Source organism: Methylosinus trichosporium OB3b (assembly GCF_002752655.1).
Taxonomy (GTDB): domain Bacteria; phylum Pseudomonadota; class Alphaproteobacteria; order Rhizobiales; family Beijerinckiaceae; genus Methylosinus; species Methylosinus trichosporium.
This window is the reverse complement of record NZ_CP023737.1, coordinates 3,462,322-3,479,083: the sequence shown is the minus strand read 5'-3', so window position 1 is coordinate 3,479,083 and position 16,762 is coordinate 3,462,322. Positions and strand designations below refer to the sequence as shown.

The following is a 16,762-nucleotide window of genomic DNA, read 5'->3' as shown; positions in this document are numbered from 1 at the left end:
CGCGCTCGGGCCCCGGAAAGGCGGCGCTTTCTGGAATCCTTACACCTTAGGCCATTTCGTTTGACAGCCGGCGGCGTGGCGTTTTCTATTGACATCAACCCGAGTTCCCTAGAGGAGCCGCACGCAGGACCGAGGCGGAACCGAAAATGACGCATCAACCTATGATTACGAATTTTCGCGCCCCGATCCAGTTGGGAAAGCGGCCGAGCAACACCCCGCCCTCTCGGGGCGAGGAAGAACTGAAGGCGAAGCTGCGGGGCGCCGGGCTGCGGCCGACCGTGCAGCGCATCGCCCTCTCCAAGCTTCTCTACGGCAATGGCGATCGCCATGTGAGCGCCGAGGCGCTGCACGCCGAAGCCCGCGAGGCCGGGCTGCAGATGTCGCTGTCGACGGTCTACAACACGCTGAACCAGTTCGCCGATGTCGGACTGTTGCGCGAGATCGCGGTGCAGGGTCCGCGCACCTATTTCCACACCCGCACCTCGCCGCATCACCATTTCATGGACGAGGTCAGCAAGAAGATGTTCGACGTCGTCGATGGCAGCGTCCAATTCGCCAGCCTGCCGCCGCCGCCCGAGGGCATGGAGATCGTCGGCTGCGACGTGATCATCCGCCTGCGGCCGAAGCGGAAGGGCTGAGGGCGGTCTCGCTTCGGCCGATTTGAACGTCACGAAATGCGAGCCTGAAGGCTCGCGGTCCAGGTACGGGCTTGGACCGCGAGCCTTCAGGCTCGCTTCTCGAGATAATCACCCATCCGGCGCAAGCCGCCGGTCACAGCAGCTTCTTCAGCTCCGCGCGCAGGCCCTCGGCGATATCCGGCCGCGCCAGGCCGAAGGCGATATTGGCGGCGAGGAAGCCGAGCTTCGAGCCCGTGTCATAGGTCCGACCGTCGAAGCGCACGCCGTGGAAAGACTGGCTGGCCTGCAGCGCCACCATGCCATCGGTGAGCTGAATCTCGCCGCCCGCGCCCTTCTCGCCCTTCTCCAGAATGGAGAAGATCTCCGGCTGCAGAATATAGCGGCCCGAGATCATCAGATTGCTCGGCGCCGTGCCGCGCGGCGGCTTCTCCACCATGCCGGCGATCTCGAAGCTGTCGCCATAATCCTTCGCCACCGCGACGATCCCATATTGATGCGTCTCCTCCGGCGGAACCTCCTCCACCGCGATGATATTGCCGCCATGCGCCTCATAGGCGGCGACCGCCTGCGCGAGGCAGCGGCTTTGCTTCGGCCCATTGGGCAAAGTCACCATATCGGGCAGCAGCACCGCGAAGGGCTCGTCGCCGACGATCTCGCGCGCGCACCAGACGGCGTGGCCGAGGCCGAGGGGCGCCTGCTGGCGCGTGAAGCTGGTCGCGCCGGCAGGCGGCAGATCGGCGGCGAGCGCCTCGAATTCCTTGGTCTTGCCGCGCCGGCGCAGCGTATCCTCGAGCTCATAGGAAATATCGAAATGATCCTCGATCACCGCTTTGTTGCGTCCGGTCACGAAAATGAAATGTTCTATGCCCGCCTCGCGCGCCTCGTCCACGACATGCTGCAGCACCGGCCGGTCGACCACTGTGAGCATTTCCTTCGGAACCGCCTTGGTGGCGGGAAGAAACCGCGTGCCGAGGCCTGCGACCGGAAAAACTGCCTTGCGAATGCGCTTGCTCATGTGTAATCCGTTGCATCGTGGCGATTGCGGCGATGCGTCGCCGCCCGGCGCCCGCTTTCGAGCGCGCCCGCCCCTTTTGCCCTTTATTTCGGGCTTAGGGAAGTCTCCAGCAGAGGCGTGGCCGCATGACCATTCTCGTAACCGGCGGCGCGGGCTATATCGGCAGCCATATGACGCTCGAGCTGCGCGACGCGGGCGAGAAGCTGGTCGTGCTCGACGACCTCTCCACCGGCTTCCGCTCGGCTGTTCCCGCCGATGTCCCGATGATTGTCGGCGATTTCGGCGACGACGAGCTGGTGCGCGACATTCTCGTCTATAACCAGATCGACTCGATCATCCATTTCGCCGCGAAGATCGTCGTTCCGGAATCGGTCGCCGATCCGCTCGGCTATTATCTCAACAACACGGCCAAGGCGCGCAGCCTGCTGGCCAACGCCGTCCAGACGGGCGTGAAGCGCTTCATCTTCTCCTCCACCGCGGCCGTCTATGGCGATCCGCAGTCCAATCCCGTCACCGAGGATGCTGTCCTCGCCCCGGTGTCGCCCTATGGGCGCTCCAAGCTGATGGTCGAATGGATGCTGGAGGATGCGAGCCGCGCCCACGGCCTCGACTATGTGGTCCTGCGCTATTTCAACGTCGCCGGCGCCGATCCGCTCGGCCGCTCCGGCCAGTCGACGCCCAACGCCACGCATCTCATCAAGGTCGCGGCGCAGGCGGCGCTGGGGCTGCGTCCCAAGCTGCAGGTGTTCGGAACGGATTATGCGACGCCGGACGGAACCTGCGTGCGCGATTACATCCAGGTCAACGACCTCGCCCGCGCTCATCTCGACGCGCTGCGGCATTTGCGCTCGGGCGGCGCGAGCCTCGTGTGCAATTGCGGCTATGGCCACGGCTTTTCCGTGCTCGAGGTGATCGAGATGGTGAAGCGCGTGTCGGGCGTCGATTTTCCGGTCGAGCTCGCCGGGCGGCGCCCCGGCGATCCGGCGGCGATCGTCGCCGCCAATGAGCGGATCAGAGCCGCTTTCGGCTGGACGCCGCGCTATGACGATCTCGAGGCGATCGTGCGCCAAGCGCTCGACTGGGAGCGCCGCTTGGTCGAGCAGCCGCCGGTCTGACAGAGTTTGCGCATCCGCAGGCGGGCGGCCGGCGCGAGGCGTGACAAGTCGAAGCTGCTTCAAACTGTTGAATAGCGCCGCGCGTCTCGCGCACGACCGAGCAGAACCGCTTCGTATGATCTGAATTTCGCCGCCTTCGCCGCTGCATGATCGCGGCCGGCCGAGTTTTGAACGTGGAGATTTCCGCCTATTGCAGCGCCCGCCGCATTCTCGACGGAGCCGCTCGCGCCGAATGCGTTTGGCGTCGGGCCGCTTTTCGCTTATGTGCTGGCGCAGCGAGGTCACGCCCGAGGAGTTACGATGTTCCCGAAGCCCGTCGCCGAATTGTCGCCCAACACCTTCGCCTTCGAGCAGACGCCGCTGGTCAAGCCCACGGGCTTTCGTGAATATGACGCGCGCTGGCTGTTCGAGAAAGAGCTCAATCTCATGGGCGTGCAGGCGCTGGGCCTCGGGCTCGGGACGCTGATCCACGAGATGGGCGTCGCGCCCGAGCTCGTCACCGGGCACGACTATCGCGCTTATTCCTCCTCGATCAAGCTGGCGCTGATCTCCGGATTGATGGCGGCGGGCGTGCGCGTGCACGACATCGGCCTCGCGCTCTCGCCCATGGCCTATTTCGCGCAATTCGCGCTCGACGTTCCGGCCGTCGCCATGGTCACCGCCTCGCACAACGACAATGGCTGGACCGGCGTGAAGATGGGCGCGCAGCGGCCCGTCACTTTCGGTCCCGTGGAAATGGGGCGCTTGAAGGAGATCGTGCTCGCGGGCGCCTTCCGCTTCGCCGAGGGCGGCTCCTATCGCTATGTCGAGAATTTCGGCCAAATCTATCTCGACGATCTCGCCGCCAATGTGAAGCTCTCGCGCAAGCTGAAGGTCGTCGCCGCCTGCGGCAATGGCACGGCCGGCGCCTTCGCGCCCAAGCTGCTCGAGCGCATCGGCTGCGAGGTCGTGCCGCTCGACATCGAGCTCGACTATAATTTCCCGCACTATAATCCGAACCCCGAAGATCTGCACATGCTGCACGCCATGGCCGACAAGGTGCGCGAGAGCGGCGCCGACGTCGGGCTCGGCTTCGACGGCGACGGCGATCGCTGCGGCGTCGTCGACAACAAGGGCGACGAGATTTTCGCCGACAAGATCGGCGTGATGCTGGCGCGCGATCTCGCCAAGCTCTATCCGGGCTCGACCTTCGTCGTCGATGTGAAATCGACCGGCCTCTTCGGCACCGATCCGGAGCTTCTGGCCCGCGGCGTCAAGGCGGATTATTGGAAGACCGGCCATTCCTACATCAAGCGCCGCGTCACCGAGCTGAAAGCGCTCGCCGGCTTCGAGAAGTCGGGGCATTTCTTCTTCAACACGCCGATCGGCCGCGGCTATGACGACGGCATTCTGACCGCCGTGCATGTGCTGCAGATGCTCGACCGCAATCCGACCAAGTCCATGTCCGACCTCTACGCCGATCTGCCCAAGACCTGGGGCTCGCCGACCATGTCGCCCCATTGCGCCGACGAGCGCAAATATCAGGTCGTCGAAGAGGTGACGGCGCGCTTCCAGAAGATGGCTGCCGACGGCGAGGCCTTCACCGGCCAGAAGATTCGCGATCTCGTCACCGTGAATGGCGTGCGCGTGACGGTCGCGGACGGCACCTGGGGTCTGGTGCGCGCCTCCTCCAACAAGCCGGAGCTGGTGGTCGTCGTCGAGAGCCCGGCGTCGGAAGCGCGCATGCGGGAGATGTTCCAGGCGATCGACGCCGTGCTGCGCCAGAGCGACGGCGTCGGCGCCTATAATCAGACGATCTGATCGGCCGGAGATTTCGCCGAGTCTTGACGCGGTCCACATGCGCATTCGGCCAGCGACAACGCCGCCGGCCGCCGCTTCTCCCCGCGAGCGGGGAGAGGAGGCGGGAGGCGCCGCTGAAACAATGAGCTGGTTCAGCGCGGTTTCATTCGCTCTGCGCCGCGCCGTCGCGGCGGAACGGCAGGCCGGCCTCGTAATCGGCGACCGCCTCGTCGATCGCGACCTTCTCGCGCGACAGGAACTCGTCGACCGCCGTGCGCAGCCGCGCATCAGCGAAATCATGCGCCGAATGCGTCGGCGCCGGCCGATAGCCGCGCGCCAGCTTGTGCTCGCCCTGCGCCCCCGCCTCCACGCGCTGATAGCCGTGGCGGATGGCGTATTCGATCGCCTGATAATAACAGACCTCGAAATGCAGGAAGGGCCGCTCCTCCAGCGCGCCCCAATTGCGGCCATAGATGGCGTCGTCGCCGAGGAAATTAATGGCGCCGGCGATATGCTCATCGCCGCGCCGCGCCATCACCAGCAGGACGCGCTCCGCCATGGTCGCGCCGATCTGATGAAAGAAATCGCGCGTGAGATAGGGCCGCCCCCATTTGCGCCCGCTCGTGTCCATGTAGAAGGCGAAAAAGCGGTCCCAATGCTCGGGCTTTATGTCGGCTCCCCTGAGCAGATCGATGGAGAGATCGTCGCCCAAAGCGTCGCGGCGCTCGCGCTTGATGGTCTTGCGCTTGCGCGAGGACAGCGCGGCGAGGAAATCGTCGAAATCGCGATAGTTCTCGTTGAGGAAATGGAACTGCTCGCCGACGCGCGGCGCGAAGCCGGCGCCCTCGAGCGCACGCGTCTCGGCCTTCGTCCCGAAGGTGACATGGAGTGAGGAGGCCTCGGCCGCCTGCCGCAAGGCGCGCAGCGCGGCGATCAGGGATTCGCGCGCGCCCTCCGGCGCGTCGCGGGCGACCAGAAGACGACGTCCGGTCGCGGGCGTGAACGGAACGGCGACCTGAATCTTGGGATAATAGCGCCCGCCCGCGTTCTCATAGGCCTGCGCCCAGCCGAAATCGAAGACATATTCGCCCATGCTGTGCATTTTGACATAGGAGGGCGCGGCGGCGACGAGCCGCCCATCGGGATCGTCGAGCAGCGTGTAGAGCGGCGTCCAGCCGGTGCGCGCGCCGACCGATTTCGAGCGCTCGAGCGCGAGCAGAAAGGCGCTGGAGATGAAGGGATTGTAGCGCTCCCCTTCGGCCTCTTCCGGCGTGAGGCCCGGCGGATTGGCGAGCGCGTCCCATTCGCCCGCGTCGACCTGATCGAGCGAGGGAATGAAGCGGGCTTTGTATCGGGCGGTGGTCATGGGCTCCGGGGGTGACGGGCGAGAGGCGCGATACGAGGGCAAGCGAAAGCCGTTCCATAAGTGGATCTGCGACCGATCGCCGCTTGACGTCCTTATGTATATTACTTATCTTATCCTCCATGACAATAAGATCAATAAGATTGGTAAGGTCGCTATGGACGCCGTCACGAACCCCTATGCGCCGGGCGCAGGTAGCCAGCCCCCTGAGCTGGCAGGCCGAGACGAGCTCATTCAAAAGACGAAGACCACGCTTGCGCGAGTAAAGATGGGTCGCCAAGCAAAAAGCTTCATGCTGGTCGGCCTGCGTGGCGTAGGCAAAACGGTGCTTTTGAATAAAATACAGGAAATTGCCGAAAAAAGCGGGTATGTCGCCATATTGCTAGAGTCACCGGAAGGGAAAAGCCTTCCTGAACTTTTAATACCATGTCTCAGAAAAATTTTGTTCAAACTCGATACGAAGGAAATGGTGAACGAATCGGTTAAGCGAGGCATGATGGTCTTGCGATCGTTTATATCGACGGTGAAAGTCAATTGGGAGGGCTTCGACATCGGAGTGGATCCGGAGGTCGGGTCCGCCGATAGTGGCGATTTGGAGGCCGATCTGCCCGATCTCGTCGAGGCCATCGGTGTTGCTGCAAAATCCCGCCAATCGTCAGTCGCAATCATAATCGACGAATTGCAGTATGTCCCAGAGGTAGAGTTTAGCGCATTGATAATGGCGATGCACCGCGTTGCGCAAAAGCAGCTTCCAATAGTATTGATCGCAGCCGGCCTTCCGCAGCTCGTCGGGCTTGCCGGTCGCTCGAAGTCTTACGCCGAGCGACTTTTCGACTACCCTAAAATCGATAAGCTGTCCTATGAGGACGCCGCAACCGCTCTTTTAGAGCCTGCGCGTCGTGAAGGTGTCAGTTTTGAACAAAGCGCCGTCGATTCTGTTATTCGGCTTACTCAAGGCTATCCATATTTTTTGCAAGAATGGGGTTATCATGCGTGGAACATCGCGCAAAACTCGCCAATCACGAAAGCTGACGTCGAGCAAGCAAGCGCAACAGCTCTCAAAAATCTCGATGAGAGCTTTTTTCGGGTTCGTTTCGACCGCCTGACCCCAAGGGAAAAGGACTATCTTTTCGCGATGGCCGCGCTCGGCCCAGGCCCCCACAGATCCGGCGACGTCGCGTCGGAACTCGGCGTCTTCGTGGAAAGTATCGCGCCGGTGCGCAGCTCCTTGATAAAAAAAGGAATGATCTTTAGTCCGGCGCATGGAGACACGGCATTCACCGTGCCGCTCTTCGACGAATACTTGAAGCGGGTGCATCCCTGATTCCGGCACGCAGAAGCGGCACGGTGTTTGCATTATATTTAGGCGCCGCCCCGGCCGGGCGGCGCGCCCGACAAAAACGATCAAGAGGAACAGAATGCCGCTCTATTCCTACCAATGCGAGAATTGCCACGCGGAATTCGAGCTTCTGGTTCGCGCCTCGGACACGCCGGCATGCCCGTCCTGCGGCAGCGAGAAGCTTCACCAGGGGGTCTCGAAAATCCAAGTCGAGATCAAATATCCGGCCATCGCCAGATCATGGCGCCGGGCCGCCGCCGCCGAGGGCGATCTCAGCAATTTCAGCAAGCAGGAGATCATGGCGCCGAAGAAGAGCTGACGCCTCAGCGCGCAGCCTCGTCGCGGACCCCGAGCTCATAGGCGCTCCACAGCGCCATGGCGGCGAGGATCAGGTCGAAAATCGTCACCTGCCAGCGCGGCATGGCGTCCGCGACATGCGGCTGCATGAAATGCGCCGAGGCGGCGAGCAGCGCCGCCAGCGGCAACGCGGCGGCGAGCGCCACGGGCGCCGGCCGGCCGAGCGCGCGAAAGCGCTTGGCCGAGAGATTGACGAAGCTCGCGGCGATCACCAGCACCGCGAGCGCATAAAGGCAGAGGTAGAAATAGGCGATCATCGTCTGCCAGACGAACAGTGGAGTCGTCGCGAGATCGTGGAACGTGTAGGGCAGCAGCGCCCACATCGCCAGCGTCAGCAGGACGAGCGGCGCCGCGAGGATGGCGGCGCCGAGCCGCCAGTCCGCGCGGTCGATGCGACCCGCCTCGGTGCGAAACAGGAAGACCAGCCGGTCGCGAAAGGGCGCCGCCATCAGTCCCTCAACAGCTCGTTGATCGCGGTCTTGCCGCGCGTCTGCGCATCCACCGTCTTCACGATGACGGCGCAATAGAGCGACGGGCCGGCCGAGCCGTCCGGCAGCGGCTTTCCGGGCAGATTGCCGGACACCACCACCGAATAGGGCGGCACATAGCCGGTGTGAATTTGGCCCGTGGCGCGGTCGATCACCTTGGTCGAGGCGCCGATGAAGACGCCCATGGAGATCACCGCGCCCTTGCCCACGACGACGCCCTCGACAATCTCCGAGCGCGCGCCGATGAAGCAATCGTCCTCGATGATGGTGGGGCCGGCCTGTAGCGGCTCCAGCACCCCGCCGATGCCGACGCCGCCCGAGAGATGCACATTCTTGCCGATCTGCGCGCAGGAGCCGACCGTCGCCCAGGTGTCGACCATGGTCCCGGCGTCGACGAAGGCGCCGAGATTGACGAAGGAGGGCATCAGAATGACGCCCGGCGCCACATAGGCGGAATGGCGCACGACGGAGCCCGGCACGGAGCGGAAGCCCGCCGCCTTATGCTCGGCCGCGCCCCAGCCGGCGAATTTAGACGGAACCTTGTCCCACCAGGTGGCGCCGCCGGGCCCGCCCTCGATCACGCTCATGTCATTGAGGCGGAAGGAGAGCAGCACGGCTTTCTTCAGCCATTGATTGACCTTCCAGGAGGACGGCCCGGTCTCGCCCTCGATCTTCTCGGCGACGCGCAGCTTGCCCGAATCGAGGAGGCGCAGCGCGCTCTCGACCGCGTGGCGAATGTCGCCCTGCGTCGAGGCGTCGATATTGGCCCTGTCCTCGAAGGCGGTGGTGATGATGTTCTCGAGACCGGTGTGCGGCATGAATCGTGGCTCCAAGGATTGCCGGCTATAGGCGGCAAGGGCGCGGCCCTGTCAATCGGCGAAATGGGCGCGCCCTCCCCGCGGCGCGGCCGTAATCCGTCGTAGATCTTCGCGCGGAAAGGGCGCGTCCCTCTCCCGCTGTCATTCTCCCATGTCGGCGCGATCACTGTTGCGCCGCGTCCACCCCCGCCTCCCGCGAGCCGATGAATTGCGCGCGCGCCAACTGCTCGAACAATCCGCCCTTCGCCACCAGCTCGTCGAAGGTCCCGCTCTCGACGATCTCGCCCTGGTCCAGCACCAGAATGCGGTCGGCGTGGCGCACCGTGGCGAGGCGATGGGCGATGATGAAAGTGGTGCGGCCGCGCGTCGCGGCCTCCAGCGCCTTCTGCAGCTGGCGCTCGGTGGTCGCGTCGAGCGCGCTCGTCGCCTCGTCGAAGATCATGATCGGCGGGTTCTTCAGCAGAGCGCGAGCGATCGAGAGGCGCTGGCGCTCGCCGCCCGAGAGCGTGCGGCCGCGCTCGCCGATGCGCGTCGCCAGCCCGTCGCTCTGCCGCGCGACGAGATCGCGCGCCTGCGCCAGCTCGACGGCGCGGGCGATCTCCTCCTCGCTCGCATCCGGCTTGCCGACGCGCAGATTCTCCTCGATCGAGCGGGCGAACAGCATCGGCTCCTGGAACACGACGCCGATGTTCCGCCGCAGCGAGGCCAGGGTCATGTCGCGAATGTCGACCCCGTCGATGGTGATGCGGCCCTCTTTCGGATCGAACACCCGGTGCAGCAGGCCGAGCGTCGTCGATTTGCCCGAGCCCGTGGCGCCGACCAGCGCGATGGTCTCGCCGGGCCGCGCCGAGAAGGAGACATTGCGCAGCGCGAGGCGGGCGCGGTCATAGGAGAAGCTCACGGCCTCGAAAGCGACGGCGCCGTCGAGCCGGCCCATCTCGCGCGCCCCCTCGCGGTCGGCGACGTCGGGACGCGTGTCGAGAATGGCGAAGAACTCGCCGATCTTGGGCGCGAGCAGAAACAGCACATTGAGGAAGCCGACCACCTGCTCGAGCCGGCCGATCAGCATTGTGGCGAAGCTCATGAAGGCGACGATCTCGCCGATCGAGGCGAGGCCCTGCAGGTGCAGCCAGGCCCCGAGCAGGAAGATGACGAGCAGCGTCAGCGTCGCCGAAGCTCGGCTCGCCACCGCCGCCAGCGCCCACCAGGAGAGCACCGGAATCTGCGCCGCCAGCAGCTCGTCGATGATGCGGCGCAGCGCCCGCGTCTCGCTGTCGATGCGGGTGAAGCTCTGCACCACGGCGACATTGCCGAGCGTGTCGGAGGCATGCTCGGCGAGATCTGAGTGATGCCGCTCCACCGCGCTCTGCAGTTCCTGCGTGCGGCGCAGGACGAAAGCCGAGAGCAGGCCGAAGGCGGCGACGAGGACGATGAGCGGCGCCGCGAGCCGCCAATTGACGAGGAGCGTCGCCGGCAGCAGCACGAACAGCGCGACGAAGGAGGCGCAATTCTCGCGGAAGAAGGACAGCCACAGGCCGAACATGCCGCCGGCGCCCTCGAGCATCACCTTGAGCAGGCGGCCCGAATGCGCGACGGAATGGAAGCTCGACGGAAGGTCGAGCACATGCTCGAAATAGCCGGCCATCACCGCGAGGCGGCGGCGATGCGCGAGCCGGTCGGCGTGCAACGCGACCAGAACCGAGGCGGCGATGGAGAAGAGGCCAAAGCCGCCCCAGGCCGCGAGCAGCGGCAGGAGGTCGCTCCAGGCGAGGCGCTGGCTGGCGACCTGAGCCTTGGTGAGCACGTCGATGACGCGGCCGAACAGCATGGGCTCGGCGAATTGCGCGATGGCGACGGCCAGATTGGCCGCGACGAGGCCGGCGGCGAGCCGCGCCTCGGGCTCGAGCTGCCGCAGCACGCGGAAATAGACGGAGAGAACGGACATGGCGGATTAGATGGGAGCGCGGACAGCGCCGTCTACAGTGGGCGCGGCGGCGGCGCAACAAGCCGACTTTGGACACGCGCAGGCGGAGGCCCCTTTTTGATCGAGGGCGGACATCTGATAGGATCGTGAACAATGGCTTGCGATGGAGAGCCGGCATGTTTCACGATCCCGATTTCCTTCCCTTCACGCCGCGTGCGACGCCCTCCTTTCTGGCGGTCAGCCGCAACTTCCTCGAAAACTATCCGACGCAGGCCTATCGCTCCGACTATTGGACGTCCGAAGGCTTTCTCGAGATCGTGCCGCGCATGCATTATGTGGCGAGTCCGGCGCTCATCGAGGAATTGCTGGTCTCCCGCGCCGACGCCTTCCGCCGCGACGAGGTGGTCAGCAGGGCGCTCGCCGGCCCGGTGGAGCGCGACAGCCTGTTCTTCTCGGAGGGCGCCGAGTGGAAATGGCAGAGGCGCGCGCTGTCGCCCGCCTTCCGCCACGAGAATATTCTCGCGCTCGTTCCGCATTTTTCTCGCTGCGCGCAGGCGCAGGCGCAGGAGTGGCGCGACCTCGAGCAGGGCGCGAGCGTCGACATCATGCACGCCATGTCACGCACCACCTTCGCTGTGATCGAGAAGGCGGTCTATGGCGCCGCGGAGGATTTCGATCGCGACGGCTTCATCGCGGCGCTGCGTCCCGTGCTCGGCGGCGTCGGCTGGCGCATGTTGGCGGCGATGTTTCATCTGCCGCCGGATTTGACGCCCTATCCGGGCTTCCTCGCCGCGCGCCGCGCCACGCGCTTTCTGCGCGCCGAGACGCACAAGCTGCTCGCCGCCCGGCGCGCCGTGGCGGACGACAGGCGCGATATTCTCGGCCTCATGCTCTCGGCGCGCGATCCGGAAACCGGCCGCGCGCTCGACGACAGCGAGCTCGTCGCCAATATTCACGGCTTCCTGCTCGCCGGCCATGAGACGGCGGCGGTCGCGCTCGCCTGGAGCCTCTGGCTGCTCGCCAAGGACCAGGAATCGCAGCAGCGCCTGCGCGAGGAGGTCTGCCGCCTCTGCGGCGACGCCGAGATCGGCGCCGACACGGTCGAGACTCTCGCCTTCACGCGGCAGGTTCTGCAGGAGTCGATGCGGCTGTTTCCGCCGGCGGCGGCGATCGGCCGTCAGGCGCGCGCCGACACGACGCTCGGGCCGCATCACGTGCGCGCGAACGAGCCGATTTACATCATCACCTGGTGCCTGCATCGCAACGAGACGCTGTGGGACGAGCCGCTCGGCTTCGACCCCGACCGTTTCGCGCCGGACAAAGTGAAGGCGCGGCCGCGCTACGCCTTCCTGCCCTTCGGCGCCGGGCCTCGCATCTGCGTCGGCATGGGCTTCGCGATGCTGGAGATGACGGCGATCCTGGCGACTCTCGTGCGCGCGTTCCGCTTCGAGACCGCGCCCGGCCATCGCCTCGAGCTGGCGCCGAGCTTCACGACGCGGCCGAAGGGCGCGCTGCCGCTGCGCGTCACGCGACTCGACGCGAAGGTCGGCGACGACGCCTCGCGCCGGCTGTCGGCATAGGCGCCGCCACCTCGGCGATGTCGCGGTCGGCCGAGATCATAGCGACTTTCGGACAAGAACAACCATGTCCGCCGCCTCCTCTCCCCGCCTGCGGGCTACGGCATGCACACATCTTCTCGAGTCGCCTCAACGACTTGCGGAAACTCGAAGGGAAAAATATGGCTTCGAGGCGGTTGTGAAAGCGAAACCCCGCTGCTCAGCCTGTAATTTCCTCTTGATTTCGAAGACATTTTTCACCTTCGATATATGTGTGCATGCCGTAGCGCCTGCGGGGAGAGGAGGCGGCCGGCGCCGTCGACTCTACGCTCTTTGCTGCGTCCCACCCCACTGGCCCGCGCCTGTCGCCCGCCGCGCGGGCGCCCGTCGATGCCCGCCCTGTGCGCGCTCGCACGCGCGGCCGCGGCCGGCCGAGCTCATTTCCCCTGCGCCGGCGCCGTCAAGAATTCGCTAACGCCACCGCCGAAAATGACGCGGAGCCGCAAAGCTCGCCGGCGCCGCCGACGAACGATAAAATTGTATAAAATCTCAACAGGATGACGTTCGATATCGGTCCCTCGGCGCGGCAATGGCTGCGCTTGTCGCGCCGCGCGGCCGGGCCTATACGAAAATTTCCGCAGCGCCGCGTCTTGTTCCCCCGCTGCGGCGTCGCGCTGTCAGACCAAGGCTCCATGGCCACTCTCTATCATCATCCGCTGTGTCCGCATTCGCGTTTCGTTCGGCTGATCCTCGCCGAGCACGCGATCGAGACGACGCTGATCGAGGAGAGGGCCGCCGAGCGCCGCCGCGAGTTCCTGGCTCTCGATCCGGCCGGCCGCACGCCGGTGCTGGTCGACGACGATGGAACCGTCGTCTCCGGCGCCATGGTGATCGCCGAATATCTCGAGGAGACCGCGGACCCCGAGCTCAACCGCCTGCGGCTGCTGCCGCAAACGCCGCGCGAGCGCGCCGAGACGCGGCGGCTGACCGAATGGTTCAACCTCAAATTCTACGAGGAGGTGACCAATTGGCTGGTCACCGAGAAAGTCTATAAGCGCTTTCTCGCTCCCGAGATCGGCGGCGGCGCGCCGGACATGGATCTGCTGCGCGTCGCGCGCGCCAATATTCGTCCCCATATGCGCTACATCGGCTATCTGACCGGGGCGCGGAACTGGCTGGCGGGCGAGACCTTGAGCCTCGCCGATTTCGCCGCCGCCGCGCATCTCTCCTGCGCCGATTATCTGGGCGACGTTCCATGGGACGAATACGAGACGGTCAAGCATTGGTACCAGCGGATCAAATCGCGCCCGGCCTTTCGCCCGCTGCTCTCGGACCGCGCCGTGGGGACGACGCCGGCGGCGTGCTACGCCGATCTCGACTTCTGAGCCTCGAGGAGGCGCTGCGCGCGCAGGCCGCGGCGCTCGGCTTCGATCTCTGCCGCATCGCCCCCGCGAGCGCGCCGCCGCAGGCCGGCGAGCGTCTCGCCGCCTGGCTCGCCAGCGGCGCCCATGGCGATATGGAGTGGATGGCCGCGACGCCGGAGCGCCGCGCCGCGCCGCAGGGCCTGTGGAGCGAGGCGCGCTCCATCGTGCTGCTCGGCGCCAATTACGGCGCGGACGGGGACCCGCTCGCCGATCTCGCGCGCCGCGACCATGGCGCGATCTCGCTCTACGCCCGCCGGCGCGATTATCATGAGGTGATCAAGGGCCGGCTGAAGCAGCTCGCCGCCTTCCTGCTGTCCCGCGCCGGGGCCGGCGACGCCAAAGTGTTCGTCGACACGGCTCCGGTGATGGAGAAGCCGCTGGCGCAGGCCGCCGGGCTCGGATGGCAGGGCAAGCACACCAATCTCGTCTCGCGCCGCTTCGGCTCCTGGCTGTTCCTCGGCTCGATCTTCACCGATCTGACGCTCGCGCCCGACGCGCCGGAGCGCGATCATTGCGGCTCCTGCCGCAAATGCCTCGACATCTGCCCGACGAACGCCTTTCCCGCCCCCTATCGGCTCGATGCGCGCCGCTGCGTCGCTTATCTCACCATCGAGCACAGGGGCCCGATCCCGCGCGAGCTGCGCGCCGCCATCGGCAATCGCGTGTTCGGCTGCGACGACTGCCTCGCCGTCTGCCCCTGGAACAAATTCGCGCGGGCCGCTCGCGACGCCCGGCTCGCTCTGCGTCCCGAACTGGACGCCATGCCGCTCGCAGGGCTCGCCGCGCTGGACGATGCGGGCTTTCGCGCGCTCTTCGCCGCGACGCCGGTCAAGCGGCTCGGCCATGCGCGGTTCCTGCGCAATGTGGCGATCGCCATCGGCAACAGCGGCGAGGCGCGCCTTTCCGCCGCTCTGCGGCCGCTGCTCGACCATGCCTCGCCGGTGACGCGCGGAGCCGCCGTGTGGGCGCTGGCCCGACTCTTGCCGCGAGAGGAGCTCGCATCCTTGGCGCGAGCATATGCTCCGCGCGAGCCGGATGCGCTAGTCTGCACGGAATGGGCAAAAGAGACACAGTCGGAGAAAAAATAACGCCGCTTTCGCTCCACCGCAGCGCAACCGGCTCATCCTCCATGGATTCGTCGCGCCTTCGCCTGTAGACTCCGCACTGTCACCGCAACCGCCGGCGCCTTCCGCCATGCCGAACCTATCGCGACGCACCATCGATGATCCCGCCACCGAGGCGGCGCGCCTGCTGGCGCGGCTCAGCATCATGCTGCTGTTCATCATCTCTCAGGTCGCGCCGATCCTCGCCCGGCAGACGATCTACATCCTGCTGCCGATCGGCGCGGCGCTGCTGCTGCTGTCGGCGAGCCTCGCGCCGGATTCACGCCGGCTCGGCCAGATCATCGCTCTGGCGCTGAAGCCGACGACGCTCGCAGCGCTGTTCTTCGTCGGCTGGACCGGCCTGTCGCTGGCCTGGACGCCCTTCGGCTCCGGTCCGGCGGAGCGATTCGGCAAGAGCGCGGCGACGCTGGCGCTGGTGGCGGCCGCCTGCGCGCTGCTGCCGGCCCGCACCAAGACCTCCAATCTCAATCTTCTGCCGATCGGCACCGCCGCCGCGGCCGGGGCGCTGCTCGCCGTCGCGCTCCTCGCGCATCCGCTGGCGCCGCCGGCGGATCTCGACAGCGACCCGCTGCAGCGCGCCGGCCTCGGCCTCGCTTTGGTGCTGTGGCCCGCGCTCGGCGCTCTGGCGCTGCGAGGGCGGTGGATCTCGGCCGGCGTGGTCGCGGCTGCGGCCGTCGCCGCCTGCGCCCTCGCCCGCTCGCCCGCCGCGCTTCCGGCGCTGATCGTCGGAGCGCTGGTCCTCGCCTTATCCTTCGGCAAGGCGCGGCGCGTCTCGCGCCTGCTGGCGCTGCTGGCGGCGACGGCGATTCTCGTTGCGCCGCTGGCGGCGATCCTTTCCGCCTATGCGCTGCCGGAACATCCGCCGGCCGCACTCGAGCCGCTGCTGGTGTGGGGCCACATCCTCATCGGCGACGGGCCGCGGGCGCTGCTCGGCCATGGCTTCGGCGCGGCCATCTATGGCGTGCTCGGCCATTATCTCGATCAGGAGACGCCGCGCAGCCTCGTCTTTCAGGTGTGGTTCGATCTCGGCGCGATCGGCGCCCTCGCCCTCGCGGCGGTGGCGGCGCGCGCCTTCATCATCGCCGGGCGGACGCGGCCGGTGCTCGCGCCTTTTCTACTGGCGGGCCTCGCCACCGGCCTCGCCATCTCCATGCTCGGCCCCGCCGGCGAGCAGCTCTGGTGGCTGACGCTGGCCGGGCTCGACGCCATCGCCTTCGCTCTGGTGATGAAGGGGCAGTTTCGCAACCGGCGCCCCTATGTCCAGCCCAATTGGGCGGTGGGACGAATCGTCGGGCGCTGAACGCTAGGGCGCCATCCGATTCCGTTCGATCGGAAAGCGCTCTAGACCTCAATGCGCGCAGGCGACGCCGCGCGTGACGCTGACGCGGCCGTCCGCATCCTCGACCTTGGTGACCGCGAGCACGCAATCTTCATCCTCGTCGCCATAGGCGCGATCGACGTGAATCGCGGCGCCCTGGCCGAACGGGCGCAGCGCGCTCGCGCCCTCGCCGAAATTGGCGCGATGGACGGGGGCGGCGGCGGACTTGTGGAGCGGCGCGACGGCCGGCGCGGCGGCGACCGCGGCGCAAAATCCGGTGACGACGATCGCTGCGGCGACGAGGCGCGAAGCGCCGTTCGAAAAGAGCCTGTTTCCCGAAGCCATCATGACGCACACTCCCTTTTCGAGCATAACGCGGATCGCCCCGCTCTGGTTGCAGGCGAGATGGAGAAACCCGTCTGCGTCGTCCGATTTGTCGACCGATAGTTAAAGCGGAGCGAAAGCCGCCGCTGTGCGCCGGCGCACTTTCCTCGATGCGCGATC

The 16,762-nt window shown here is 66.2% G+C and carries 15 protein-coding genes; 9 read left to right on the top strand and 6 right to left on the bottom strand.

All coding sequences use genetic code 11. From position 1 onward, the window contains the following. Positions 1-146 precede the first annotated feature (146 nt). A complete protein-coding gene (gene irrA / locus CQW49_RS16645) occupies positions 147-638 on the top strand; it encodes an iron response transcriptional regulator IrrA (RefSeq protein WP_003613011.1) in 492 nt (163 codons plus the stop codon). 133 nt (positions 639-771) lie between these two features. Here irrA and CQW49_RS16640 read toward each other — a convergent pair whose 3' ends face one another. Then, positions 772-1,653, bottom strand: a complete 882-nt coding sequence (locus CQW49_RS16640) for a UTP--glucose-1-phosphate uridylyltransferase (protein WP_003613013.1) — start codon at positions 1,651-1,653, stop codon at positions 772-774. Positions 1,654-1,778: 125 nt separating this feature from the next. Between CQW49_RS16640 and galE the strand changes: the two genes are divergently transcribed. Next, a complete protein-coding gene (galE, locus tag CQW49_RS16635; protein WP_003613015.1) occupies positions 1,779-2,768 on the top strand; it encodes a UDP-glucose 4-epimerase GalE in 990 nt (329 codons plus the stop codon). Between the two features lie 300 nt (positions 2,769-3,068). Next, on the top strand, positions 3,069-4,568 hold the full coding sequence (locus tag CQW49_RS16630) for a phosphomannomutase/phosphoglucomutase (RefSeq protein WP_003613018.1): 1,500 nt from the start codon (positions 3,069-3,071) through the stop codon (positions 4,566-4,568). Between the two features lie 142 nt (positions 4,569-4,710). Here CQW49_RS16630 and CQW49_RS16625 read toward each other — a convergent pair whose 3' ends face one another. Beyond that, positions 4,711-5,913: a GNAT family N-acetyltransferase gene (locus CQW49_RS16625; RefSeq protein ID WP_003613020.1), complete on the bottom strand. Its 1,203-nt coding sequence runs from the start codon at positions 5,911-5,913 to the stop codon at positions 4,711-4,713. Between CQW49_RS16625 and CQW49_RS16620 the strand changes: the two genes are divergently transcribed. Next, complete coding sequence (locus tag CQW49_RS16620) at positions 5,882-7,234, top strand: ATP-binding protein (protein WP_244441287.1); 1,353 nt, start codon at positions 5,882-5,884, stop codon at positions 7,232-7,234. The genes CQW49_RS16625 and CQW49_RS16620 overlap by 32 nt on opposite strands. 94 nt (positions 7,235-7,328) lie before the next feature. After that, positions 7,329-7,568 (top strand): FmdB family zinc ribbon protein, encoded by a 240-nt coding sequence (locus CQW49_RS16615; protein ID WP_003613024.1) that lies wholly within the window; start codon positions 7,329-7,331, stop codon positions 7,566-7,568. Positions 7,569-7,572: 4 nt separating this feature from the next. Here the strand turns inward: CQW49_RS16615 and CQW49_RS16610 are convergent, their stop codons facing one another. The 3 genes from CQW49_RS16610 to CQW49_RS16600 all read right to left on the bottom strand — a co-directional run bounded on the left by CQW49_RS16610 (position 7,573) and on the right by CQW49_RS16600 (position 10,857). After that, complete coding sequence (locus CQW49_RS16610; RefSeq protein ID WP_003613027.1) at positions 7,573-8,055, bottom strand: hypothetical protein; 483 nt, start codon at positions 8,053-8,055, stop codon at positions 7,573-7,575. Continuing rightward, entirely contained in the window at positions 8,055-8,912 is an 858-nt protein-coding gene (gene dapD / locus CQW49_RS16605; RefSeq protein WP_003613029.1) for a 2,3,4,5-tetrahydropyridine-2,6-dicarboxylate N-succinyltransferase, read from the bottom strand. Before dapD ends, CQW49_RS16610 begins: the two co-directional genes overlap by 1 nt. A gap of 163 nt (positions 8,913-9,075) precedes the next feature. Beyond that, on the bottom strand, positions 9,076-10,857 hold the full coding sequence (locus CQW49_RS16600) for a glucan ABC transporter ATP-binding protein/ permease (protein WP_003613031.1): 1,782 nt from the start codon (positions 10,855-10,857) through the stop codon (positions 9,076-9,078). 155 nt (positions 10,858-11,012) lie between these two features. Here CQW49_RS16600 and CQW49_RS16595 point away from each other — a divergent pair, with 155 nt between their 5' ends. The 4 genes from CQW49_RS16595 (at position 11,013) to CQW49_RS16580 (ending at position 16,240) form a co-directional block, all read left to right on the top strand. Then, a complete protein-coding gene (locus CQW49_RS16595) occupies positions 11,013-12,416 on the top strand; it encodes a cytochrome P450 (RefSeq protein ID WP_003613032.1) in 1,404 nt (467 codons plus the stop codon). A 668-nt stretch (positions 12,417-13,084) separates the two neighbouring features. Continuing rightward, on the top strand, positions 13,085-13,777 hold the full coding sequence (locus tag CQW49_RS16590) for a glutathione S-transferase family protein (protein WP_024749575.1): 693 nt from the start codon (positions 13,085-13,087) through the stop codon (positions 13,775-13,777). Next, positions 13,753-14,904: a tRNA epoxyqueuosine(34) reductase QueG gene (gene queG / locus CQW49_RS16585; RefSeq protein ID WP_003613034.1), complete on the top strand. Its 1,152-nt coding sequence runs from the start codon at positions 13,753-13,755 to the stop codon at positions 14,902-14,904. The genes CQW49_RS16590 and queG overlap by 25 nt, the downstream gene beginning before the upstream one ends. Before the next feature lie 106 nt (positions 14,905-15,010). Beyond that, positions 15,011-16,240: a hypothetical protein gene (locus CQW49_RS16580; protein WP_003613035.1), complete on the top strand. Its 1,230-nt coding sequence runs from the start codon at positions 15,011-15,013 to the stop codon at positions 16,238-16,240. A 48-nt stretch (positions 16,241-16,288) separates the two neighbouring features. Here the strand turns inward: CQW49_RS16580 and CQW49_RS16575 are convergent, their stop codons facing one another. Beyond that, complete coding sequence (locus CQW49_RS16575; protein WP_003613036.1) at positions 16,289-16,606, bottom strand: hypothetical protein; 318 nt, start codon at positions 16,604-16,606, stop codon at positions 16,289-16,291. Between the last annotated feature and the right edge of the window lie 156 nt (positions 16,607-16,762).